We start from the raw sequence: 23018 nt of genomic DNA on the forward strand, positions 1-23018 counted from the left end.
GGACGATTTGGCATTCCGAAGCGGGGGAGGTTTCGGGTGCCTTGGAAAGTCGCTTTTTGTCGGTGACGAACATCCGCTCGCGTCGGCATTAGCCGCGATCCGATGCCCCTGCGGGCACCGCTTAGCCTCTCCTCGGCCAGACCTGCCTTCTTGTCCGAATGTATCAGGGCAATTTGGAAAGAGCGCCTACGGGCTCTGAACCGGGATGGACGTATTTTTTCTGGTCGGAGTGGCAGGATTTGAACCTGCGACCCCATCGTCCCGAACGATGTGCGCTACCAGGCTGCGCTACACTCCGTGACCAGACCGCGGGCTTATAGCCGCCGCATTTGGTTACTGCAAGCGCCAATGGCAGCGCTTCTGTCGCATTTCTTTCGCTTTCGCCGCCACGTCATACAGGTTTCAGTTTCCTGTCGCACAAACACGGCTTAAAGGGCTTCTGGATAACCGTCCACTTGCCTCGAAGCACCTGATTCAGCCACCTGGAGTTTGCAGCTTTGTCGATGAAGATCGTTAGCGATGTCAGACCAAACACATTCGAGTTTGAAACCTCTGCGTTGATCAAGCCGTCCGGGTTTCGCGAATATGATGCGCGCTGGTGGTTCGGCCATCCCGGCTCGAACGAAACGCCGGAACTCAATCTGATCGGCGTCCAGGCGCTCGGCATGGGGCTCGGCACGCTTATCCGCCGTCTGGGTGCCGGACCCGACATCGTCACCGGTCACGATTTCCGCTCCTATTCGCTTGCCATAAAGCTGGCGCTGGTTTCCGGGCTGATGGCGGCCGGCGCACGGGTCAAGGATGTCGGGCTGGCCCTGTCGCCGATGGCTTATTTCGCCCAGTTCGCGCTCAACACGCCGTCCGTTGCCATGGTCACTGCCTCGCACAACGAGAATGGCTGGACCGGCGTCAAGATGGGCGCGGCGCGCCCGCTGACTTTTGGTCCGGAGGAGATGAGTGCGTTGAAGGCGATCGTGCTGTCCGGCGATTTCGATCTTGTCGGTGGCGGCTCCTATGACTTCGTTGCGGACTTCCGCAAAACCTACCTTGACGATCTGACAGCGGGAAAGCGTATCTCGAGGAAGCTCAAGGTGGTGGCCGCCTGCGGCAACGGCACCGCCGGGGCTTTCGCTCCCGAAGCACTGGAAAGGATCGGCTGCGAGGTGATCCCGCTCGACGTCGAGCTCGATCATACGTTTCCCAATTACAATCCCAACCCCGAAGACATGCAGATGCTGCACGCCATTCGCGACAAGGTGCTGGAAACGGGCGCCGATGTCGGGCTTGGCTTCGACGGCGACGGCGATCGCTGCGGCGTGGTCGACAATGAAGGCAGCGAGATTTTCGCCGACAAGGTCGGCGTCATGCTGGCGCGCGACATTTCGCACCTTTATCCCGGCTCGACTTTCGTTGTCGACGTCAAGTCGACCGGATTGTTCATGACTGACAAGGTGTTGCGGGAAAATGGCGCGGTCACCGACTATTGGAAAACCGGACACTCCCATATCAAGCGGCGGGTGGCCGAACTCGGCGCCGTTGCCGGTTTTGAGAAATCGGGCCATTTCTTCTTCAATCCTCCGATCGGCCGCGGCTATGACGATGGCCTGGTCACGGCAATCGCCATCTGCCAGATGCTGGATCGCAGCCCGCAAAGCAGCATGGCCGACCTCTATCGCGATCTGCCGCTGACCTTCGGCACGCCGACCATGTCGCCACACTGCGCCGACGAGCTCAAATACGGCGTCGTCGAGCGCGTCGTAGGCGACTTTCGCAAGATGAAGGACGAGGGCACGGTCTTCGCCGGCCAGAGGATTGCCGAACTGATCACCGTCAACGGCGTCAGGGTCGTGGCGGAGGATGGTACCTGGGGGTTGGTGCGCGCATCATCGAACAAGCCGGAGCTTGTGGTGGTGGTGGAGAGCCCGGTATCGTCCGAGCGGCGCCGGCAGATGTTCGAAGCCGTCGATGCGGTGCTGCGCCGCAGCCCCGAAGTCGGCGCCTACAATCAGACCTTTTGAGCACGAGGCTTGTTTTCATGACCGAACGGATCGTCAGTTTTGTGATGAGCGGCGGCGTCGGCTCGCGGCTGTGGCCGTTGTCGCGCGAGGACAATCCCAAGCAGTTCCATGATTTCTCCGGCGACGGCTCAATGCTGGCCAAGACGCTGCGCCGGCTCACTGCGCGGCCGGAAGGCGAAACGCCGGTTTTCCTGATTGCCTCGGAAAGGCATGCCGACCGCGTCCATGCCGACATTGCCGGTCACGAGCTTTCCGGCGGCGGCCCGCTGTTCGAGCCGACCGGACGCAACACCGCCGCGGCCGTCGCCTTGGCAAGCCTGCGCACGCTGTCGGAATTCGGCGACAGCCTGGTGCTGGTGGTGCCGTCCGATCATGAGATCGCGACCCCACAGCAATTCTGGCGGAGCATCGAGGCCGGCACGGCGGCCGCGCGCCAAGGCAGGCTGGTGGTGTTCGGCATCAAGCCCGCCCAACCCGAGACCGGTTACGGCTACATCGAGGTGGCCGGCGAGCGCGATGGCATCTGCGATGTCTCGCGTTTCGTCGAAAAACCCGATCTCGCCACGGCGCAGAGCTATCTCGAGGCCGGCAATTTCTACTGGAACACCGGCATCTTCCTGTTTCGCGCCAGTGCCATGCGCGACGCGTTCATGGCCTTCCAGCCCGACATCTGGAGCGCCACAGAGGCTGCCTACCAGGCTGCGACATCGGATCTTTCCGGCCTCTACATGCCTCTGGAGCTCTATGCCGCCATCCCATCGACATCGATCGACTATGCGATCATGGAGCGCGCCAGCGGCATCGCCATGGTGCCGGCCAGCTTTCGCTGGAACGATCTCGGCTCCTGGCAATCGCTGCTCGACGTCGGCCCCTCCGACACGCAGGGCAATGTCATCGTCGGCGATGTCGTCGCCATCGATTGCGAGAACTCCTATATCCGCAGCGACGGCCGCCTGCTGTCGGCTATAGGCCTGAAGGACGTCGCCATCGTGTCGACCGCCGACGCCACTTTCGTCGCCCCGGTCAGCCACAGCCAGAACGTCAAGAAGATCGTCGAGCAGCTCGAAAAAAGCGGCCGCCTTGAGACCAGGTTCACGCCTGCCGACGACCGCGTCATCGAAAGCGGCGCCTGGCAGCGCCGCGTGCACCATTGGCTGTTCGAGGAGACGGTGCCGTTGTGGTCGACGGTCGGCGTCGATGAGCGCCACGGCGGGTTCCACGAGGCGCTCGGCTTCGATGCCGCCCCGCTGATGAAACCCAAGCGCATGCGCACGCAGGCCAGGCAGATCTACGCCTTCGCCGTCGCCAAGGCGCGCGGCTGGAACGGCCCGGCCGATCGGCTGATCAGCCACGGCCTCGAATTCATGGCCAGGCACGGACGTACCGACAATGGCGGCTGGGTACGCACGCTCAACGTCGACGGCACCGTCGCCGACGCTGCCGAGGATGCCTATGACCATTCCTGCGTGCTCCTGGCGCTGGCGCATGCCCATATGTGCGGCAATCCCGATGCGTTGCGGCTTGGCCAGGAGACCTTTGCGTTCATCGACGCGCATCTCGAGGACGAACGCCTGACCGGCTTCCGCGAGACCTCGAGCGGCGAGGGCGAGCGCCGCTCCAACCCGCACATGCATCTGCTCGAGGCATTCCTGGCCTGGCATCAGGCGACCGGCGAGCGCGCCTATCTTCGCCGCGCCGCGCGCATCGTCGATCTGTTTCGCAGCCATTTCTTCGACCCGGAAAGCTGGACGCTGGGTGAGTATTTCGACCATGAATGGCGGCCGGCCCCTGGCGAGAAGGGCACGTGGACCGAACCCGGCCATCATTTCGAATGGGCCTCGCTGCTGGTCGACTTCGCCGGCCGCAGCGGCCAGAGCGGCTTGACCGGCCTTGCCCGGAAGCTTTACGCGTCGGCGATTGCCAATGGCCTGAACCGCGCCACGGGCCTCGCCTACGGCGCCGTCTCGCGGCAAGGACTGCCGCTCGACCGCGTCTCGCGCAGCTGGCCGCAGGCCGAAGCGATCAAGGCGGCGATCGCGCTGGACGGTTCGGGCGGTCCCGACCTGAAGCCGGAGATCGAAGCACGGGTCGGCCGGCTGTTCCGCTGGCACATCAATCCGGCACCGCTCGGCCTGTGGATCGACCGCATCGACGAGCGTGGCCGCTCCTTGGCGAGCGAGGTGCCGGCCAGCATCTTCTATCATCTCGTCTGCGCGCTGACGCAGTATCTGGACGGCACGGCGCCCAAGGATCAGTACGGGCTGGCGACATCCCCGGTCTCGACATAGACCGACTTCAGCTGCGAATAGAGCGCCAGTGCCGCGAGCGAATTCTCGCGTCCGATGCCGGACTGCTTGAAGCCGCCGAAGGGGATTTCGACCGGCGTCAGATTGTAGGCGTTGATCCAGCAGGTGCCGGCCTGCAGTTCGGCGATGACACGATGGGCGCGCGCCAGGTCGCGGGTGAACACGCCGGCGGCGAGGCCGAATTCGGTGTCGTTGGCGCGCTCGATCACCTCGTCCTCGCTGTCGAATTTCAGCACGCTCATGACCGGCCCGAAAATCTCCTCGCGGGCGATGCGCATCGTGTCGACGACACCGGTGAACACCGTCGGCTCGACGAAGAAGCCGCCCTGAAAACCCTGCAGCGAAGGCACGTTGCCGCCGCAGGCGAGCACCGCGCCATCCTGCTTGCCGGCCTCGATGTAAGAGACCACCTTGTCGTGCTGCGCCTTTGAGACCAGCGGCCCCATCTGCGTGTCCGGATCGAGTGGATCGCCGATGCGGATTTTCTTCGTCCGTTCGGTCAGCCTCTCGACGAAATGGTCATGGATGCCGCTCTGCACGAAGACCCGCGTGCCGTTGGAGCAGATCTGGCCGGTCGAATAGAAATTGCCGAGCATCGCGCCGCCGATGGCATTTTCGAGGTTGGCGTCTTCGAAGACGATCAGCGGCGACTTGCCGCCGAGCTCCATCGTTGCGTGCTTCATCTTCGAGCCGGCGAGCGACAGCACTTTGCGGCCTGTCGGCACCGAGCCGGTCACCGAGACCTTTGCGACAACATCATGGCCGACAAGGCCGGCGCCGACATCGCCAAAACCCTGCACGACGTTGAACAGCCCGTCGGGCAGCCCGGCCTCGGTGTAGATTTCGGCGAGCGCCAGCGCTGAAAGCGGCGTGTTTTCCGATGGTTTGAAAACCATCGCATTGCCCATGGCGAGGGCGGGTGCGGATTTCCAGCCGGCGATCTGGATCGGATAGTTCCAGGCGCCGATGCCGACGCACACGCCGAGCGCCTCGCGCCTGGTATAGGCAAAGGGTCCGCCGAGATCGACGGCCTCGCCATTAAAGGTGGTGACGGCACCGCCGAAATATTCGAGGCAGTCGGCCGCCGACGGGGCGTCCGCAACCAGCGTCTCCTGGATCGGCTTACCGGTATCCAGCGTCTCGATGCGCGCCAGATCGGCATTGCGCGCGCGCAAAATGTCGGCGGCACGGCGCAGGATGCGGCCGCGCTCGACCGGCTTCAGCCGAGCCCAGGCCGGCTGTGCCGCACGCGCGGCCTCGATCGCGAGTTCCAGCACGTTCGGCGTCGCCGAGCGCAGCATGGCGATGGTCTCGCCGGTTGCCGGATAGATAACCGGCAGCGCTGCGCCGCGCTCGTCGTCGATATAGCGGCCGTTGACATAATGCGATGCCGTTGGCTGGGCGCGCATGACTGTTCTCCAAATCGTCTTGTCGCGGCATGCGGAATATGCGTCCGCCGGATCATGGCCTATCTGTCCGACACCTGCCAGCGCGGATTGATCCATGGTTCCTGGTTGGACGGTGGCAGCGGCGTACGCCCGAGAATGTGGTCGGCGGCCTTCTCGCCGGTCATGATCGACGGCGCGTTGAGATTGCCGTTGGTGACGCGTGGAAAGATCGAGGAATCGGCGACCCGAAGCCCTTCGACGCCAATGACGCGGCATTCCGGATCGACGACGCTCATCGCATCATCGGCACGGCCCAACTTGCAGGTGCCGCAAGGGTGGTAGGCGCTTTCGGCGTGGTCGCGAATGAAGGCGTCGAGCTCTTCATCCGATTGTACATGCGAGCCCGGCGACAGTTCCTTGCCTCGGTACGGATCGAAGGCCGCTTGCCCGAAGATCTCGCGGGTCAGCCGGATGCAGTGGCGGAACTCCGTCCAGTCGTCCGGATGCGACATGTAGTTGAAGCGGATCACCGGCTTCGATTTGGGATCGGGCGAGCGCAGCGTGACCGAACCGCGCGACTTCGACCGCATCGGCCCGACATGCGCCTGGAAACCATGCGCCTTGGCCGCCGCCTTGCCGTCATAGCGGACCGCGGCCGGGATGAAGTGATACTGGATATCCGGATAGTCGACGCCGGCGCGCGAGCGTACGAAGGCGGCCGCCTCGAAATGATTGGTGGCGCCGAGGCCGGACTTGAAGAACAGCCATTGTGCCCCGATCAGCGCCTTCGAGAACGGGTTCAGCACCGAGTTCAGCGTGATCTGCTTCGTCGATTCCTGCTGGATGTAGAGTTCCATATGGTCCTGCAGATTGCGACCGACGCCGGGCCGGTCGACAATCACCGGAATGCCGTTCTCCCTAAGGTGCTGGCCGGGGCCGATGCCGGACAGCATCAGGATCTTGGGTGAGTTGATCGAGGACGCGGCAACGATCACCTCGCGCCGCGCTCTGATCACCTGAATTCGTTTGCGCACTTCGATCTCGACGCCGGTGGCGCGTTGATTCTCGATGATTACCCGCCGGGCGAAACCCTTGACCAGGCTGACATTTTTCCGCCTCAGCGCCGGCCTCAGATAGGCGCTCGCTGCGGACCAGCGACGGCCGCCGCGGATGGTCTGCTCCATCGGCCCAAAGCCTTCCTGCTTCGCGCCGTTATAGTCGTCGGTCAGCTCGAAACCGGCCTGACGGCCTGCCTTGACGAAGGCGCCGTAGAGTGGGTTCGTCCTCGAGCCGCGCTGCACAGTCAGCGGGCCGCCGTGGCCGCGCCAGCCATTCTCGCCGCCATTGCTGTCCTCCATGCGCTTGAAGTACGGGAGCACATCGGCAAAGCCCCAGCCGGTCGCGCCCTGTTCGGCCCAATGGTCGAAGTCGCGGGCATGGCCGCGCACATAGACCATGCCGTTGATCGACGACGAGCCGCCGATGACCTTGCCGCGCGGCGTCGCCAGCACGCGGCCGCCGAGGTGCGGCTCCGGCTCGCTGGCAAAGCCCCAGTCATAGAGGCTCATATTGAGCGGGATCGACAGTGCCGACGGCATCTGGATCAGCGGGCCGATATCGCTGCCGCCATATTCGATGACGATCACCGAATGCTTGCCGTCCTCCGACAGCCGGTAGGCCATGGCCGAACCGGCCGAGCCGGAGCCGATGATGACGAAATCCGCTTCAAGCATGGTTCATGCGCGCCCGTGGTTCATATGCGCAATGAAATCGGCCAGCGAGACGTTGCCGCCGGTTGCCATTACGAGAACGGTCTTGCCGGTGACGTCGACCTTGCCGCCGAGCAACGCCGCCAGCGAAGCAGCGCCGGATGGCTCGAGCACCAGCTTCAGCCGCTCGAAGGCGAGGCGCATGGCGCGCCGCACCGAAGCATCGTCGACGGTGACGCCGCGAACGCCGGCGGCCTTCACCGCTGCGAACGGCGCGTCGCCGGGCCGCCGCGACATCAGCCCGTCGCAAATCGATTTCGGCCCGATCGGCATGGTTTCGATGGCGCCATGCGCCAGCGACGAGCCCATGCCGTCAAAACCTTCCGGCTCGACACCGATGATCTTCGTGGCTGGCGACAGGTAGTGAAAGGCCAGTGAAACACCGCCGATCAGGCCGCCGCCGCCGACCGAGCAGAACAAGAGATCGGCCTCCGCTTGCCTGGCGGCGATCTGGTCGAGTGCCTCCAGCCCGGCACCGGCTTGGCCGGCGACGATCTCCGGATCGTCGAACGGGTGTAGCAGCGCCAGGCCTTCGCTCGCAGCGATCTCGCGCGCCTTGGCGGCGGCGACTTCCTCACGCGCGCGCTCGCCATGGTCAGTCAGCACCACGCGCGCGCCGTAACCCAATGTGGCGTCGCGCTTGGCGGCCGGCGCGTCGATCGGCATGACGATGGTGACGGGAATGCCAAGCGCTTGGCCAGCCGCCGCTAGCCCCTGCGCAAAATTGCCGGAGGAGTAGGCGACGACGCCCTTTTTGGCTTCGTCAGGCGAGAGCTTCTTCAGCCGCCAGTAGGCGCCGCGCACCTTGAACGATCCTGCCCATTGCAGCGATTCGGCCTTGACGAAGACGCGGGCGGCGCCGGTCTCGCGCGCGAGTGCCGCCGATTCCAGCAGCGGCGTGACCTGCGTCGCCTTGGAGGTGACGGCATAGGCCTGCCTGAGATGGTCGAGCGAGGGGACGAGACTATCTGCCATCATTCGCCTCGCGGAAAGCGCTTCTGCTCTTCGAGCAGGTCGAGGTTCATGTGGTTGCGCATGTAGCGCTCCGATGCCTTCTGCAGCGGCTGGAATTCCCAGGGATAATGGGTGCCGTTGCGCAGCGCCGGGTAGACCACCCAGCGGCGTGCCTGGCTGGCACGCACCGCCGCGTCGAAGGCCGCCATGTCCCAGCGCGCCCGCACCTTGTCGGTGAAAGCGGCCACCAATGCCGCATTGGCCGGATCGGCGGCGAGATTGGTCAATTCCTGCGAATCCGATTCAAGATCAAACAGTTGCGGCGGATCGATCTCGCAATGGATGAATTTGTAGCGGCCCTCGCGCATCGCCACCATCGGCGCGTTGGAGCCTTCGGCGGCATATTCCATCAGCACCGGCGCGGAGCGTTTCTTTCCGTTCAGCAACGGCAGCAGCGACTGGCCGTCAGTCCACGGCGCAATCGCGCTGATGTTGATGCCGGCGAGGTCGCAAAGCGTCGGCGTCACGTCGAGATTGGAGACCGGCGTCTCGATCAGGCTGGCGGCGATGCTCTTGCCGGCGATCATCAGCGGCACCCGCGCCGAACCTTCGAAAAAGCACATCTTGAACCACAGGCCGCGCTCGCCCAGCATGTCGCCATGGTCCGAGCAGAACAGGATGATCGTGTCGTCGAGCATGTGTGTGTGCTCGAGCACCGACATCAATTCGCCGAGCTTGTCGTCGAGATAGGAGATGTTGGCGAAATAGCCGCGCCGTGCGCGGCGTATCTGCTCAGCGGTGATGTCGAACCTGTCATAGTCGCTGGCGCGGTAGAGCCGCTGCGAATGCGGGTCCTGCCTGTCGTAAGGAATGAAGCCGACCTCAGGCTCGAGCGCCGGGCAATCCTCGTAGAAGTCCCAATATTGCCGCCGTGCGACGTAAGGATCGTGCGGATGGGTGAAGGAAACCGTCAAGCACCAGGGCCGACGTGCGGCATCGTCGGAGACGCGGGCAAAATCATAAAGCTTCTGCACCGCATGGAAGGCGACCTCGTCGTCATATTCCAGCTGGTTGGTGATCTCGGCAGTACCGGCGCCGCTGACGGAGCCGAGATTGTGATACCACCAGTCGATGCGCTCGCCGGGTTTGCGATAGTCGGGCGTCCAGCCGAAATCGGCCGGATAGATGTCGGTGGTCAGCCGCTCCTCGAAACCGTGCAATTGGTCCGGCCCAACGAAATGCATCTTGCCGGAGAGGCAGGTGTGATAACCGGCGGCGCGCAGATGATGGGCAAAGGTCGGGATCGAAGACGCGAATTCGGCGGCGTTGTCATAGACCCCGGTGCGTGACGGCAACTGGCCGCTCATGAATGCGGCGCGGCCCGGCGCGCAGAGCGGCGAGGCCGTGTAATTGTTGCAAAAACGCGCCGAACGCGCGGCCAGCGCCTTCAGATGCGGCGCGTGCAGGAAGTCCGCCGGCCCATCCGGAAACAGCGTTCCGTTGAGCTGATCGACCATGACGATCAGGATGTTGGGTCGCTTGGATGTCACTGCTTCTGCCGTCCGCTGAGCTTCGTTTCGAGATAGTCCTCGACCAGTGCAATCGCGGTCGCGGCATCAGGAACACCGTCCTTCAGCGCGCGCCTGATATAGAGCCCGTCGATCAGCGCCGCGGTCGCTTCGGCGACCCGGTCGGCCTCGCTTCTCGGCAGGATGCCGGCCAGCCCGCTGAGCAGATTGGAATGCAGCCGGCGCGCATAGACCTTGAGCAGCCGGCGGAGTGCTGCCGATTTCTGCGCCTCGACATAGAAGGCGAGCCAGGCGGCGATCGTTTCGGGCTGGAACTGGATGTCGGAGAAATTGACCGCGACCACCGCCGAGACGCGCTGGCGCGCCGTGCCGGCCGCGCGAAGTGCACGGCGCGTATCGGCGGTGAGCTCGCTCAGGATGTGCCGCATCGTCGCCAACAGCAATTCGTCCTTGACGCCGAAATAATGGTGGGCAAGCGCCGAGGACACGCCGGCGCGCCCGGCGATTTCCGACATCGTCACATCAAGCGAACCGCGCTCGCCGATCGCCGAGATCGTTGCGTCGATGAGCGCCCTGCGGCGCAACGGCTCCATTCCGAGTTTCGGCATTCCTGCTCCGGCCTGTTGGGACAAGATTATTTTTTATTGACGCATCAATCAACAAAAATCCAGCCTGATTTGCTGGCAAAAGCCAGGCACTATGACCAGATGATCAAGATCAAGCGATTGTGCGGTTCTGGCCCCTTCACGAAGCCGGCTGAACGGTTCATGCTTGAACAATGCTGAGGCGGGCCGCGACATACGTTGCCCGGCCCGCAGGATGGAGGTTGCCATGACAGCATGCATCGTCGGCTGGGCGCATTCGCGCTTCGGCAAGCTCGAAGGCGAGACGCTGGAGGGCCTGATCACCAAGGTGGCAGTCGAGGCGCTCGATCATGCCGGCATCGGTCCAGATGACGTCGACGAGATCGTGCTCGGCCACTTCAACGCCGGGTTTTCCGCCCAGGATTTCACCGCGAGCCTGGTCCTCCAGGCCGATGACCGGCTGCGCTTCAAGCCGGCGACCCGCGTCGAGAACGCCTGCGCCACCGGCTCGGCGGCGGTCAGGCAAGGCATCCGCGCCATCGACGCCAATGCCGCCCGTATCGTGCTGGTGGTCGGCGCCGAGCAGATGACGACGACGCCCGGTCCCGAGATCGGCAAGAACCTGCTCAAGGCCTCGTATCTGCCGGAGGACGGTGACACGCCGGCAGGCTTCGCCGGCGTCTTCGGCAAGATCGCCCAAGCCTATTTCCAGCGCTACGGCGACCAGTCGGATGCGCTGGCGATGATCGCCGCCAAGAACCACAAGAACGGCGTCGACAATCCCTACGCGCAGATGCGCAAGGATTTCGGCTACGAGTTCTGCCGGCAGGAAAGCGAAAAAAACCCCTTCGTCGCCGGTCCGCTGAAGCGCACAGACTGCTCGCTGGTGTCGGACGGTGCCGCCGCGCTTGTCCTTGCCGACACGGCCACGGCGCTGAAGATGCGCCGCGCCGTCGCCTTCCGCGCCAATGAGCATGTTCAGGATTTCCTGCCGATGTCGAAGCGCGACATTCTCGCATTCGAAGGCTGCGAGCAGGCCTGGAACCAGGCGCTGAAGAAGGCGGGCGTGACGCTCGGCGACCTGTCCTTCGTCGAGACGCATGACTGTTTCACCATCGCCGAACTGATCGAGTATGAGGCGATGGGCTTGGCCAAGCCGGGCGAGGGCGCCAAGCTGGCCCTGGATGGCGAGACGGCGAAAGATGGAAGGCTGCCGGTCAATCCGTCTGGCGGGCTGAAGGCCAAGGGCCACCCGATCGGTGCCACCGGTGTATCGATGCATGTGCTGGGCGCGATGCAACTCGTCGGTGAGGCGGGCGGCATCCAGGTGCCGGGAGCAAAGCTCGGCGGCATCTTCAACATGGGTGGTGCCGCGGTCGCCAACTACGTTTCCATTCTCGACCGGATCAGATAAACCCGCCCGCATTTGCGGGAGGTGACATGACAAATCCGGTTCTGGTCGAAGTCTTGCGCGGCGCTATCGTCGAGAGCGCCCATCGCGGCGCTGTTGCCGTCTTCGACGCCGACGGCAAGCCCGTCTGGGAGATCGGCGACACGGCACAGCCTGTGTTCCCGCGCTCGGCGGTCAAGGCGATCCAGGCGTTGCCGCTGGTCGAGAGCGGCGCTGCCGATGCCTACGACTTCGGTGACCGGGAGCTGGCGCTGGCCTGCGCCTCCCATTCCGGCGAGCCGCCGCATGTCGAGCTGGCGCGCGCCATGCTGGCGAAAGCCGGCCTCGACGAGACGGCACTCGAATGCGGCGCGCATTGGCCGTCGAGCCACGGGGCGACGCTGGCGCTCGCGCGCGCCGGCCGTGCGCCGAACACCTTGCACAACAATTGTTCCGGCAAGCACTCAGGCTTCCTATGCACCTGCGTTCACAGCGGCATCGCCCATCGTGGTTACGTCAAGGCTGGCCATGCTTCGCAGGAGATGGTGCGCGAAGCGATGCAGGCGGTGACCGGTGCTGCCCATGACGCCGATCACCGCGGCACCGACGGCTGCTCGATTCCGACCTATGCCGTGCCGTTGCGCAGCTTTGCCCTTGGCTTTGCCCGCATGGCGACAGGTGCCGGCTTCGAGCCGGTGCGCGCCCGGGCGGCGAAGCGGCTGCTTTCTGCCTGCATGGCCGAGCCGTTTTTCGTCGCCGGCACGGGCAGGTCCGACGTCGCGATGATGGAGGCCGCCCCGAGTCGGATTTTCGTCAAGGGAGGCGCCGAAGGTGTTTTTTGTGCAGCCCTTCCGGAGCTTGGCCTTGGCATCGCGCTGAAATGCGACGATGGCGCCGGCCGCGCCGCTGAAGTGATGGTCGCGGCCGTGCTGGCTAAGCTGCTGCACGCCGACCACGCGCTCGCTGTGAAATTGATCGAACAGGCAAATCCGCCCATCGAAAGCCGGATCGGCGCCAAAGTCGGCGCGCTCCGGCCGACGGCCACCCTCAACTGACGTGGTTGCGCTCGACGGTCAAATGCGCGTAGCCGGCATTGCCTGATGCGGCGAGGTCACCGGTCACTCGCTCGGCCCAGCGTTGGCCGACGATCGCGCCGTTCTGGACCCCGTCGATGACGTTGTCGGAGATGATTGCCGTTCCGGCACCTTCGACCACGCTGACGACGATGCCGGTTCCGGCCTTGCGGACGATGTTTCCCGTGGCGACCACATTGCGCATGAACGGTCCCCAGCCGATCTGCATGCCGTAGAGCGGCGCATTCTCGACGACATTGCCGGAAACGGTGGTGTCGGCCTCGACGCTGATGCCGACGCCGAAGCCGGGCGCGTCCGCAGGGTAGGGACCGCTGGTCGACAGATTGCGGACGATGTTGCCGGAGCACACGCCCATGCGGCCGCCTTCGTTGAAGTTGACGATCGAAATACCGTTCGCAGCACCATCGACGATGTTGTTGCCGATGACGGCGCCTTCGAACGAGAATTCGGAATACACGGCCGTCTCGCCCGAACGCGAGCAGGTGTTGCCGGTGATCTGCAAATTGCTGGAACTGTTGGCGCGGATCGCCGAGAACGCGCAATCCGAGACAATATTGCCGGAGATGATGACGTTGCCGGCGCGGAACGCATTGATGCCGTTGCCGTTCTGGCCGGTTCCGCCGCTGCGCGCCTGGATGCGCTCGATCCGGTTGCCGCTGACGATGGTGCCGTCTTCCGCCGCCTGCCAGCGGTGCACGAGAATGCCGCCATTGGCGCAGTCGGAGACGCTATTGCCTGATATTTCCAGGCCATCGGCCTCGACCGAATAGATGCCGGCATCGGCCGCACCGGATATCGCCGAGCGCTCGATTCGGCCCGAGGCATGTTCGAGCGCCAGACCGTTCTTGCCGCTGCCGGTCATCTGGCAGTTGTCGACGACCAGATGGGCGATGCGGCGCAGATCGAGCAGGCCTTGCGTGTAGTCGCCCATCCAGCGGTTGCTGCCATCGAACACCAGCCCGCTGAGTTCGATATGCTCGGCCCGTTCGGCCATAATGAGATGGCCATTGCCGCCATAGACGATCCGCGATGCGCCCGGCACGCCGGACAGGCGCACGCGGCCGGGCAGCGACAGGTTGGAAACGATATAGATCCCCGGCGGCAGGAACACCGGCATGTCGCGGTCGTGCGCGTCGCGCAGCAGCTTGGTGAAAGCCTTGCTCTGATCGTCTAGCGCGCCGGGCCGGACGCCGAGCTCGGTCGCGTTGATCGCGCCACGCGTCGCGGCTTTCTCAATGCCGGGCAGGTTCTTCGCCGCTGCCTTGCCAAGCGAAAGCCTCATGATGGCAAAGCCGGTGGTCTGCGCAAGCAGCGTTCTTCTGTTCAACATCGGCACAGATCCCTTGCGGCCAACGCTCACGCCGCAGGATTCGTGCCAGACTAGCCCGGTCGAACTCGTGGTGAAAATCTGAAGCTTGCCAGCCAGGACGGAATATCGCTTTCGGCCCTTCTGTGGGCGATCAAACGAAGCCCCTCTTGAGCCTCTCTTCGATCCTCGTTGGCTCGGCGAACACCGCATTTACCCCGTTGAAGGCAAGTTGCACGAATGTCTGGTCGATCTCCGCGGGGGACAGCTTCGTATCCCTCTCAAGCCACCAGTGCATCACTTCAAAGAACGCGCCAACGATGAAGCGTGTGGCGATCTCAAGTCTGACTCCGCCTTCATCACCTTGGATATTCGCCAACTCATGGCGAACCTGCCTGCTTATCCAGCCGCGGATCTCTTCTGGCATTTCGCGCTTTTTCCCGCCCATCAGCGCACGGTGCATCTCCCGCGTGGCAAGAGCATGCTCGAACACCGGACCGCTGAAGGAAAAGCCCTTGGCATTTCTCTGCGAATGGCGTTCGGCACCACGTGCCTGCAAGCCCTTCATATGCTCGTCGATCGTTGCTTTCCTCAAGTAGTCCTTGTCGGGATAGTGCGTGTAGAAAGTCGAGCGGCCGACATCGGCTTCCCTGCAGATGTCCTCGACCGTGATCGCCGTATATCCCTTCTCGGCGGTCAGTCTGAAAAGCGCCTGCTGCAGTCGGCTGCGGGTCCTGGCGACCCGACGGTCGATCGGTCCGGCTGGCATCGGCAACATCCTTTTCCGGCCAAAGGACACCAAATCGTCCAGTATTGGGCGCGTCGGTGCGATGTGGCCAGTAAAACTGATACTGGACACACTGTCCAGTATCCTATGCTCTTGCGGAAGGCCCGGCGCGATGCCCGGCTGGCCGGAGATAAAGCAATGCACCAACGTATTTTCGGAACAATAGTTGGAGGGCATGCGCTAGTCGCGCTCGTCAAAATGGCCGTGGTGCTCGCGGCATTTTTCTCGTTGGGACAGGCAAATGCGGTCTTTTCCTTGGGAGTTCCCGTCCTCCTGCTTCATGCTGGTGCACTCGTCGTAGTCGCGAGCTTATTGATATGGCAAAGCGCTCACCGGCGGCTGTCCGCCAAGGACCGCAGACCGGCCGCCGGCGAGGAGAAGGCGCCGCATGTCGGCATCACGCTTCATTCCGCCGCCCTGTACGATATGCTGGCGTGGCTTCTGACCTTCGGTCGCGAACGTGCTTTTCGCGAAAGGATATTAAGCTTTGCGGAGCTGAAACCGGGAGAAGTGGTCCTGGATGTCGGGTGCGGCACCGGCACCACCGCGCTCCTTGCCAGACAGAAGGTGGGGCCGGAGGGGCGTGTGCACGGCGTCGACGTCTCCGTCGAAATGGTTGCGCGCGCGACGGCAAAGGCCCGGCGAGCCGGGCTACAAGTCGGGTTCTCGACCGCCACCGCTCAGGAACTGCCTTTCAAGGATGGGGAATTTGATGTCGTCCTCAGCACGCTGATGTTCCACCATCTGCCAAAGAAGGGCCGCGAGGAATTCGGCAGAGAGGCCTTCCGCGTCCTGAGGCCGGGCGGTCGTGTGCTTATCGTCGATTTTGCGAAACCGCCGCGCCAGAAGAGCACCTTTCGGCTCCACCGGCATGGTTACGTCGATTTGGACAAAGTTGCAGCGGATCTCGGCCGGCACGGCTTCAATATCGTTGAGCAAGGCGACGTCGGAACCAAGGGGCTCCGCTACCTAGTTGCGCAACCGGACCTTAGCCTTGCGGCCCTCGAAGCGCGATAGTGCGCCAAGTTGAGGCATTCGCATGGTCAGCTTTACACCCCAAGCAGCTGTCTAATCTCGGGTACTGAACCCAGATCTTCACCATTAGCCTCTTCATCAGCAATGGCTTGTGGAGTCGCCATTCCAAGCCTAAGTTCGTCAGATGAGCAGGGCCTTCACCCGCGAGGAAGACAGCGAAAACGCCATTGCCGGCATCGGCGAGCGGCCGATCAGCCATCACCGCAATCTGGTCACGGAACGCGGCATGGCGCTGATCGATGCCGAGGTGGCCGCTCTGCGCGACGAACTGGGCAGAGCCGAAAAGAGGGCCGACCGCGAGCGCATCGCGCTGGTCTCGCGCGATCTCCGCTATTGGACGGCGCGGCGTGAAAGCGCCGAGCTTTCGGTGCCGGAACCGGGCAGCGACCTGGTTCGTTTCGGCATGGGTGTCACCCTGGAAAGCGACGACGGCAAGAAGGTGCACTGGAAGATCGTCGGCGAGGACGAAGCCAATCCGGGCAAAGGGACAATTTCCCATATGTCGCCGATGGCGATGGCGCTGTTCGGCAAGAAGGTCGGCGAAGTTGCCGTGGTCAACGGCAAGGAATGGGAGATCGTCAAGCTCTCCGACAGTTAGTCTTCGAGCTTGACGACATGATCGCGGAAGAACGCCGCGGCACCAGCCTCGTCGATTTCGCCGGCGGCGACGCCCATGACGAATTCGTAAAGCATGCCGTCATTGGCCGACAGGGCATAACCATTCACAATCAGAAATGCGCCGGCCGCGACAATGGCCGTGCGTTTGTTGCCGTCGACAAAGGCATGATTTCTGGCAATGCCGAAGACATAGGTGGCTGCGAGTTCCTCAACCGACGGGTCTCCGCAGTTGGCCTTGTTTTCGGCGCGAGCGAGCGCCGATTCGAGGGCATTTTCATCCCTCAAGCCTTGTGCTCCGCCGTGTCGGCGCAACTGCTCCGCGTGCATGGCTTCGACTGCACGCCGCGTCAGAAGCTCCCAGCTCATTCGGCGAGCTTCTGAAGCGCGACCTTGTATTTGTCCATGACCTCGCGGGCAGCTTTCATTTGCCGCTCGAAGCTGTCGTCCACCGGCTTCAGCGCAAGACCGTCACCTGTTTCAACGATTTGAAGCTGGTCGCCGGCCTTCAGGTTCAGACGATCGAGAAGCTCCCTCGGCAGGATCACGCCTTCGGAATTGCCGATCTTGCGAATGGTCGTGTTCATGGTGAGGCATCCTGTTGCAACGCTGATTATAACTCAGCGTGTTTCTCGTTACAACGGATATTATAACAAAGCGTCAGCCGGCCTCCAGCAGCCTATCCATCAGTCGGTCCGCCGCTTCCGGAATGACCGTGCCGGGCGGGAAGATTTCAGTGGCGCCTGCCTGCCGGACTGCGTCGTAATCCTGCGGCGGGATGACGCCGCCGGCGACGATCAGCATGTCGTCGCGGCCGAGCTTCTTCAGTGCAAGCCTGAGTTCGGGAATGAGCGTCAAATGGCCTGCTGCCAGCGACGAGGCGCCGACGATGTGCACGTCATGCTCGACGGCCAGCCTGGCGATCTCGTCCGGCGTCTGGAACATCGGCCCGACGGTGACGTCGAAGCCTAGGTCGGCAAAGGCGGTGGCGATCACTTTCTGGCCGCGATCATGGCCGTCTTGCCCCATCTTGGCGACCAGAATGCGCGGCTTGCCGCCGGACTTCTCCTCGAACGCGACGATCTTGTCCTGCAGCCGGTCGACCACCGGATTGTCGCCGAGCGCGTTGCGATAGACGCCGGAGATCGTCTGCACCGAGGCGACATGGCGGCCGAAAACCTTTTCCAGCGCCAGCGAAATCTCGCCGACCGTGGCGTTGGCGCGTGCGGCCCGGATGGCGAATTCCAGCAGGTTTGCGTTACTCCCGGCAGCACGGGTAAGCGCATCGAGCGCGCTCTCGACGGCGGCGACGTCACGCGTGCCTTTCAGCCGCTGCAGCTTCGACAATTGCCGCGCCCTGACTTCGGCATTGTCGATCTTCAGCACGTCGACTTCGATGTCCGTGCCGGGACGGTGAGCATTGACACCGACCACGATCTGTTCGCCTGAATCGATGCGCGCCTGGGTGCGCGCGGCAGCCTCTTCGATGCGCAGCTTCGGTAGGCCCTTTTCGATCGCCGCGGCCATGCCGCCGAGGCTCTCGACCTCCTCGATATGCGCAAGCGCACGCGCCGCCAGATCATGCGTCAACCGTTCGACATAGGCGGAGCCGCCCCACGGGTCGATGATGCGCGTCGTGCCGGATTCCTTCTGCAGGATGAGCTGTGTGTTGCGGGCGATGCGGGCCGAATGGTCGGTCGGCAGCGCCATTGCCTCGTCGAAGGAATTGGTGTGCAGCGACTGCGTATGCCCTTGAGTCGCCGCCATCGCCTCGATCATGGTTCGGATGATGTTGTTGTAGGGATCCTGCGCCGTCAGCGACCAGCCCGAAGTCTGGCAATGGGTGCGCAGCGACAGCGAGCGCTCGTCTTTCGGCGAAAAGTTCTTCAGCATCAGGCTGGCCCACAAAAGGCGCGCTGCTCTCAGCTTCGCGACTTCCATGAAGAAATTCATGCCGATCGCCCAGAAGAAGGAAAGGCGCGGCGCGAACCGGTCGATGTCGAGGCCGGCCGCGACGCCGGCGCGGGCATATTCGATACCGTCGGCAATCGTGTAGGCGAGCTCGAGGTCCGCCGTCGCACCTGCCTCCTGCATGTGGTAGCCGGAGATCGAAATCGAATTGAATTTCGGCATATGCTTCGACGTGTAGGAAAAAATGTCCGACACGATCCGCATCGAAGGTTTTGGCGGATAGATGTAGGTGTTGCGCACCATGAACTCTTTCAGGATGTCGTTCTGAATGGTCCCGGTGAGATCCTTCTGCGCGACGCCCTGTTCCTCCGCCGCGACGATATAGAGCGCCATGATCGGCAGCACCGCGCCGTTCATCGTCATCGATACCGTCATCTCGTTAAGCGGGATGCCGTCGAACAGCTGGCGCATGTCGAGAATGGAATCGATGGCGACGCCGGCCATGCCGACATCGCCGGCGACGCGCGGATGGTCGCTGTCGTAGCCGCGGTGCGTGGCGAGATCGAAGGCGACCGACAGGCCTTTCTGGCCGGCGGCAAGGTTGCGCCGGTAGAAGGCGTTGGACTCTTCGGCGGTCGAGAAGCCGGCATATTGCCGGATCGTCCACGGTTGCTGGACATACATCGTCGGATAGGGGCCGCGCACGAAAGGCGGCAGGCCCGGATAGGTATCGAGGTGCGGCAAGCCCTTGAGATCGCCTTGGTTGTAGAGATGCTTGACGGCGATGCCTTCCGGCGTCATCCGCTGGCCTTTGACCTCGACCGGCACCCGCCGTGGCGGCGACCAGGCGATCTGGCTGAAATCCGGGATCATGGCACGGCTCCGATCGACTGATCGATGCGGATCGGAAATAGCGGCTCGCACACCGCAACGCCTTCGGTGAAGGCAGGCCGCCGCTCCGCCGCCAGCGTCTCGACCGGACGCTCGGTCTTCGACGGGTGCAGCGTCGTGCCGACGATCGCCCGTTCGCCCGCCTGGTAGGCTGTGTTGCGGCGGGCGGAAGCTGCCTGGACGCGCCTCTGGATGTGGCCTTGCTCAAGGCTGGTCAGCACGCCGCCTTCCGCCTCGATCTGCTGGAACTCCTGCCAGGCCGCCGCGCAGAGCTCCGCAGTCAGCGCTTCGACGGCGCCCGAACCGCAAACCGGATCGGCGACGTGGTCGATGTGGCTTTCATTGGCCATGATCAGTTGCGCGTTGCGGGCAACGCGGCGAGCAAAATCCGCGGGTAGGCCGTGCGCGATCGTGTGCGGCAGGATGGCGATCGAATCCGCGCCGCCGGCGGCAGCCGCGAAAGCGGCGATGGTGGTGCGCAGGATGTTGGTTTCCGGGTCGGCCGCCGTCATCATCCGGAAGGAGGTTTCGGCATGGATGCTGGCGGTGGAGGGCGGTATCGAGCAGGCCTCCTGGACACGCGCCCACAGCCTGCGCAACGCCCTGACCTTGGCCGTCGAAACGAACTGGTCCTGGTCGACGCTGAGCGCAAAACCGATATGCGGCGCCGCGTAGACGAGCGGCTGGCGCGCCTTCTCGAACAGCCTCAGATAGGAGACGGCCGAGGCGAGCATGGTGCCAAGCTCCTGCGCCTCGGTGGCGCCGGCATTGTGGAATACCCGCCCGTCGGCCTCCAGCAGCACGCCGGGCACACCCATCGAAAAGAAATGCGCCAGCGATTGCGGCATCGAAGCCTGCAAAGCCTCGATCGACATGCGCAGCCTGCCGGTCCCGGCAAAGATCGCCGCCGGATCGATGCCGAAGGAGAGGTTGAGCTTTGCCGGGTCGGAGCGGCGCTTGGTCAAAAACGCCACCAGCCAGTCGGCCACGGCACGGCTCCAGGGATGGGCGTCGATGCGGATCTGGATGCGGTTGAGCGGCACGCCGTCGAGCACGCCCTCCAGCGCCTCCGCCGTCCTCGGCAAGCCATAGCCGAAGGCGTTCGGCGCACCCTCGAAGACAAGCGACAGTCCGGTGGCACCCTGCGCGACGTCTTCCAGCGCCTGCGCACTGGCGCGGCCTATGTCCGGATTGTCGATGCGCTGGCTGACGATCCACGGTGATCCCGGGTTGGCGCGCACGACAGGCTCCGCCGTGACCGAACGCTCGTAGAGCGGCTCGATGCGGATGGCGTCGTCCGTATGCGAGACGAGCTTTTCCTCGAAGGACCCGCCGGCCAGCGCCTTCTCCGCCAGCGCCAGCCATCGTTGCCGGTCGACGTTTGGAAGTTCGGCATCCTGGGTCAAGGCACCGGCGCCCATCGGTTCTCCTCGTTCTAGCGGCCGCAGCGGCCGACTATGTCAGTCTACGGTCCCCGGCCCGATATCACAATGCAGCACACATGCCGTGCAACGCGCCTTCCGTGACGGTGACCGTCAACCGATTGCCAAACATGGGCAGGTTCTGCAAGCTCCAAAAGCCATTTTCGACAACGCCCATTGTCGCTGCGCAATGGCCTCACTATACCTGCGGCGGGGCTCCCTTTTCTTCAAGGGATCAGGGCATTCAACCCTATAGGTTTGCGGAGACCGGACACATGGCCGACGATACCAGTATCTTCATAGGGGCCAGCCGCAAGCCGGACGACAGCTATCAGCGGCCCGAACAGCTTTTGCTGCAATATGGCAATCGTCACGGCCTGGTCACCGGCGCGACCGGCACCGGCAAGACGGTGACCCTGCAGATATTGGCCGAGGGTTTCTCCAATGCCGGCGTGCCGGTATTCTGCGCCGACATCAAGGGCGACCTGTCGGGTATCGCCATGATGGGCACAGCGCAGGATTTCCTGGTCAAGCGGGCCGAGCAGGTCAAGCTCGATCCCTATGAATTCCAGGAATTCCCGGTCATCTTCTGGGATCTGTTCGGCGAGCAGGGCCACCCGATCCGCGCCACCATCTCGGAGATGGGCCCACTGCTTCTGTCGCGGTTGATGAACCTTTCCGAGGCGCAGGAAGGCATCATGAACATCGCCTTCCGCATCGCCGACGAGGAAGGCCTTCTGCTGCTCGACTTGAAGGACCTGCAGTCACTGCTGGCCAATATCGCCGACCGCGCCGAAGAGATCGGCTCCCGCTACGGCAATGTGACGAAACCTTCGGTCGGCGCCATCCAGCGCACGCTGCTGGTCCTGGAGCAGCAGGGCGCTGCCAATTTCTTCGGCGAGCCGGCATTGCGGATCGCCGACATCATGCGCACCACGCGCGATGGACGCGGCGCCATCAGCGTGCTCGCCGCCGACAAGCTGATGATGAATCCCCGGCTTTATGCGACGTTCCTTCTGTGGCTGATGTCGGAGCTGTTCGAGGAACTGCCCGAGGTCGGCGACCCGGACAAGCCGAAGCTGGTCTTCTTCTTCGATGAGGCGCACCTTCTGTTCGACGATGCGCCGAAGGTGCTGATCGACCGCGTCGAGCAGGTGGTCCGGCTGATCCGTTCGAAGGGCGTCGGCGTCTATTTCGTCACGCAGAATCCGTTGGATATCCCTGAAACGGTCCTGGCCCAGCTGGGCAACCGGGTGCAGCACGCACTTCGTGCCTATACGCCGCGCGAACAGAAGGCCGTCAGGACGGCGGCCGAGACGTTCAGACCCAATCCCGATTTCGACTGCGCAACCGTGATCACGCAGCTCGGCACGGGCGAGGCGCTGGTCTCGACGCTGGAAGCCAAGGGCGTGCCGTCCATGGTGCAGCGGACGCTGATCCGCCCGCCGTCCTCGCGCCTTGGCCCGATCACGCCCGACGAGCGCCGCAAGCAGATCACCGAGAGCCCGGTTGCGGGACAATACGATCAGACCATCGACCGCGAATCGGCCTTCGAGATGCTGCAGAAGAAGGCCAAGGACGCCCAGGAGGCACAGGCGCAGCAACAGGACGCAGGCCGTTCGCGCTGGACCATTCCCGGTTTCGGCAATGACGAGCCCGCTCCTCAGCCCAGCGGTGGCCGGCGGGCGCCGCGGCCCTCCAACCGTCAGACGGTGGCGGAGGCGGCAATCAAGTCGGTGGTGCGCTCGGTCGGTTCGTCGGTCGGACGAGCGATCGTCCGCGGCATTTTGGGGAGCTTGTCGAGGGGCAGGTGAGGGGCATCGGACCCGAAGGCGGCATCGGTGTGGGCAAATTCTGTCCTGGCATCAAGCGCCAGTAGCCAGATCTGGAGGACAGCGGACGGCGGCTATGCGCCAAAGAACGAACCCGCTCGCGGGAGGGGCGCGGGGTTTGAGGCGTGAGCTTTGTTGGCAGCGTCGGTGAGGCTTTAATCGATCAGGGGTGACGGACGGCCATCGGC

At 63.6% G+C, this 23018-nt stretch carries 18 protein-coding genes and 1 tRNA gene; 7 read left to right on the plus strand and 12 right to left on the minus strand.

Annotation, left to right across the window (positions count from 1 at the left end):
* Positions 1–221: 221 nt before the first annotated feature.
* A tRNA-Pro gene (locus NKI25_RS15830) sits at positions 222–298 on the minus strand.
* Positions 299–503: 205 nt separating this feature from the next.
* Between NKI25_RS15830 and NKI25_RS15835 the strand changes: the two genes are divergently transcribed.
* Complete coding sequence (locus NKI25_RS15835; protein WP_502897383.1) at positions 504–2018, plus strand: phosphomannomutase/phosphoglucomutase; 1515 nt, start codon at positions 504–506, stop codon at positions 2016–2018.
* A 17-nt stretch (positions 2019–2035) separates the two neighbouring features.
* Complete coding sequence (locus NKI25_RS15840) at positions 2036–4306, plus strand: AGE family epimerase/isomerase (RefSeq protein ID WP_352591571.1); 2271 nt, start codon at positions 2036–2038, stop codon at positions 4304–4306.
* Here the strand turns inward: NKI25_RS15840 and betB are convergent.
* Genes betB through betI form a run of 5 tightly spaced genes read right to left on the minus strand, consistent with a single transcriptional unit; the run spans position 4270 to position 10572 of the window.
* Entirely contained in the window at positions 4270–5733 is a 1464-nt protein-coding gene (gene betB / locus NKI25_RS15845) for a betaine-aldehyde dehydrogenase (RefSeq protein ID WP_352591574.1), read from the minus strand. The two genes, NKI25_RS15840 and betB, sit on opposite strands and share 37 nt — an antisense overlap.
* Before the next feature lie 59 nt (positions 5734–5792).
* Positions 5793–7445, minus strand: a complete 1653-nt coding sequence (gene betA, locus NKI25_RS15850; RefSeq protein WP_352591577.1) for a choline dehydrogenase — start codon at positions 7443–7445, stop codon at positions 5793–5795.
* Between the two features lie 3 nt (positions 7446–7448).
* Positions 7449–8456 (minus strand): threonine/serine dehydratase family protein, encoded by a 1008-nt coding sequence (locus NKI25_RS15855; protein WP_502897384.1) that lies wholly within the window; start codon positions 8454–8456, stop codon positions 7449–7451.
* Entirely contained in the window at positions 8456–9985 is a 1530-nt protein-coding gene (betC, locus tag NKI25_RS15860) for a choline-sulfatase (protein ID WP_352591580.1), read from the minus strand. Before betC ends, NKI25_RS15855 begins: the two co-directional genes overlap by 1 nt.
* Positions 9982–10572 carry a transcriptional regulator BetI gene (gene betI, locus NKI25_RS15865; RefSeq protein WP_352454288.1) on the minus strand — a complete coding sequence of 197 codons (591 nt, stop codon included), beginning with the start codon at positions 10570–10572 and terminating at the stop codon, positions 9982–9984. Before betI ends, betC begins: the two co-directional genes overlap by 4 nt.
* A 223-nt stretch (positions 10573–10795) precedes the next feature.
* On the opposite strand from betI, the gene NKI25_RS15870 reads away from it, so the two are divergent.
* Complete coding sequence (locus NKI25_RS15870) at positions 10796–11962, plus strand: acetyl-CoA acetyltransferase (RefSeq protein ID WP_352591583.1); 1167 nt, start codon at positions 10796–10798, stop codon at positions 11960–11962.
* A gap of 26 nt (positions 11963–11988) precedes the next feature.
* Positions 11989–12993, plus strand: a complete 1005-nt coding sequence (locus NKI25_RS15875) for an asparaginase (protein WP_352591586.1) — start codon at positions 11989–11991, stop codon at positions 12991–12993.
* On the opposite strand, the gene NKI25_RS15880 is transcribed toward NKI25_RS15875, so the two are convergent.
* Together NKI25_RS15880 and NKI25_RS15885 are read right to left on the minus strand one after the other, a co-directional pair.
* A complete protein-coding gene (locus NKI25_RS15880; RefSeq protein ID WP_352591589.1) occupies positions 12986–14362 on the minus strand; it encodes a TIGR03808 family TAT-translocated repetitive protein in 1377 nt (458 codons plus the stop codon). The two genes, NKI25_RS15875 and NKI25_RS15880, sit on opposite strands and share 8 nt — an antisense overlap.
* Positions 14363–14492: 130 nt before the next feature.
* Positions 14493–15302, minus strand: coding sequence for a TetR/AcrR family transcriptional regulator (locus tag NKI25_RS15885; protein ID WP_352645789.1), 810 nt, complete (start codon positions 15300–15302; stop codon positions 14493–14495).
* 21 nt (positions 15303–15323) lie between these two features.
* Here NKI25_RS15885 and NKI25_RS15890 point away from each other — a divergent pair, with 21 nt between their 5' ends.
* Positions 15324–16142, plus strand: coding sequence for a class I SAM-dependent methyltransferase (locus NKI25_RS15890; RefSeq protein WP_352591595.1), 819 nt, complete (start codon positions 15324–15326; stop codon positions 16140–16142).
* 142 nt (positions 16143–16284) lie between these two features.
* Entirely contained in the window at positions 16285–16758 is a 474-nt protein-coding gene (locus tag NKI25_RS15895; protein WP_352507466.1) for a GreA/GreB family elongation factor, read from the plus strand.
* Here NKI25_RS15895 and NKI25_RS15900 read toward each other — a convergent pair.
* The 4 genes from NKI25_RS15900 to NKI25_RS15915 form a co-directional block, all read right to left on the minus strand.
* Entirely contained in the window at positions 16755–17144 is a 390-nt protein-coding gene (locus NKI25_RS15900) for a type II toxin-antitoxin system death-on-curing family toxin (protein WP_352454295.1), read from the minus strand. The two genes, NKI25_RS15895 and NKI25_RS15900, sit on opposite strands and share 4 nt — an antisense overlap.
* Complete coding sequence (locus NKI25_RS15905) at positions 17141–17362, minus strand: AbrB/MazE/SpoVT family DNA-binding domain-containing protein (protein WP_095496758.1); 222 nt, start codon at positions 17360–17362, stop codon at positions 17141–17143. Before NKI25_RS15905 ends, NKI25_RS15900 begins: the two co-directional genes overlap by 4 nt.
* 73 nt (positions 17363–17435) lie before the next feature.
* Positions 17436–19559 carry a methylmalonyl-CoA mutase gene (gene scpA / locus NKI25_RS15910; RefSeq protein ID WP_352591599.1) on the minus strand — a complete coding sequence of 708 codons (2124 nt, stop codon included), beginning with the start codon at positions 19557–19559 and terminating at the stop codon, positions 17436–17438.
* The gene (locus tag NKI25_RS15915; RefSeq protein WP_352591602.1) at positions 19556–20998 is read right to left on the minus strand and encodes a methylmalonyl-CoA mutase subunit beta; all 1443 of its coding nucleotides are present in this window, start codon (positions 20996–20998) and stop codon (positions 19556–19558) included. The genes scpA and NKI25_RS15915 overlap by 4 nt, the downstream gene beginning before the upstream one ends.
* 275 nt (positions 20999–21273) lie before the next feature.
* On the opposite strand from NKI25_RS15915, the gene NKI25_RS15920 reads away from it, so the two are divergent.
* Positions 21274–22812: a helicase HerA-like C-terminal domain-containing protein gene (locus NKI25_RS15920; protein WP_352591605.1), complete on the plus strand. Its 1539-nt coding sequence runs from the start codon at positions 21274–21276 to the stop codon at positions 22810–22812.
* Positions 22813–23018: the final 206 nt, after the last annotated feature.

It is taken from the genome of Mesorhizobium sp. M0808 (assembly GCF_040320025.1).
Classification (GTDB): domain Bacteria; phylum Pseudomonadota; class Alphaproteobacteria; order Rhizobiales; family Rhizobiaceae; genus Mesorhizobium.

What these genes read in the sequence shown, in the direction of transcription:
- betB (WP_352591574.1), bottom strand. Translation starts at nt 5,733, where the DNA reads ATGCGCGCCCAGCCAACGGCATCGCATTATGTCAACGGCCGCTATATC.
- NKI25_RS15890 (WP_352591595.1), top strand. Translation starts at nt 15,324, where the DNA reads ATGGCCGTGGTGCTCGCGGCATTTTTCTCGTTGGGACAGGCAAATGCG.
- scpA (WP_352591599.1), bottom strand. Translation starts at nt 19,559, where the DNA reads ATGATCCCGGATTTCAGCCAGATCGCCTGGTCGCCGCCACGGCGGGTG.
- NKI25_RS15915 (WP_352591602.1), bottom strand. Translation starts at nt 20,998, where the DNA reads ATGGGCGCCGGTGCCTTGACCCAGGATGCCGAACTTCCAAACGTCGAC.
- NKI25_RS15895 (WP_352507466.1), top strand. Translation starts at nt 16,285, where the DNA reads ATGAGCAGGGCCTTCACCCGCGAGGAAGACAGCGAAAACGCCATTGCC.
- betI (WP_352454288.1), bottom strand. Translation starts at nt 10,572, where the DNA reads ATGCCGAAACTCGGAATGGAGCCGTTGCGCCGCAGGGCGCTCATCGAC.
- NKI25_RS15870 (WP_352591583.1), top strand. Translation starts at nt 10,796, where the DNA reads ATGACAGCATGCATCGTCGGCTGGGCGCATTCGCGCTTCGGCAAGCTC.
- NKI25_RS15840 (WP_352591571.1), top strand. Translation starts at nt 2,036, where the DNA reads ATGACCGAACGGATCGTCAGTTTTGTGATGAGCGGCGGCGTCGGCTCG.
- NKI25_RS15905 (WP_095496758.1), bottom strand. Translation starts at nt 17,362, where the DNA reads ATGAACACGACCATTCGCAAGATCGGCAATTCCGAAGGCGTGATCCTG.
- NKI25_RS15880 (WP_352591589.1), bottom strand. Translation starts at nt 14,362, where the DNA reads ATGTTGAACAGAAGAACGCTGCTTGCGCAGACCACCGGCTTTGCCATC.
- NKI25_RS15855 (WP_502897384.1), bottom strand. Translation starts at nt 8,456, where the DNA reads ATGGCAGATAGTCTCGTCCCCTCGCTCGACCATCTCAGGCAGGCCTAT.
- NKI25_RS15900 (WP_352454295.1), bottom strand. Translation starts at nt 17,144, where the DNA reads ATGAGCTGGGAGCTTCTGACGCGGCGTGCAGTCGAAGCCATGCACGCG.
- betA (WP_352591577.1), bottom strand. Translation starts at nt 7,445, where the DNA reads ATGCTTGAAGCGGATTTCGTCATCATCGGCTCCGGCTCGGCCGGTTCG.
- NKI25_RS15835 (WP_502897383.1), top strand. Translation starts at nt 504, where the DNA reads ATGAAGATCGTTAGCGATGTCAGACCAAACACATTCGAGTTTGAAACC.
- NKI25_RS15885 (WP_352645789.1), bottom strand. Translation starts at nt 15,302, where the DNA reads ATGCCCTCCAACTATTGTTCCGAAAATACGTTGGTGCATTGCTTTATC.
- NKI25_RS15875 (WP_352591586.1), top strand. Translation starts at nt 11,989, where the DNA reads ATGACAAATCCGGTTCTGGTCGAAGTCTTGCGCGGCGCTATCGTCGAG.
- NKI25_RS15920 (WP_352591605.1), top strand. Translation starts at nt 21,274, where the DNA reads ATGGCCGACGATACCAGTATCTTCATAGGGGCCAGCCGCAAGCCGGAC.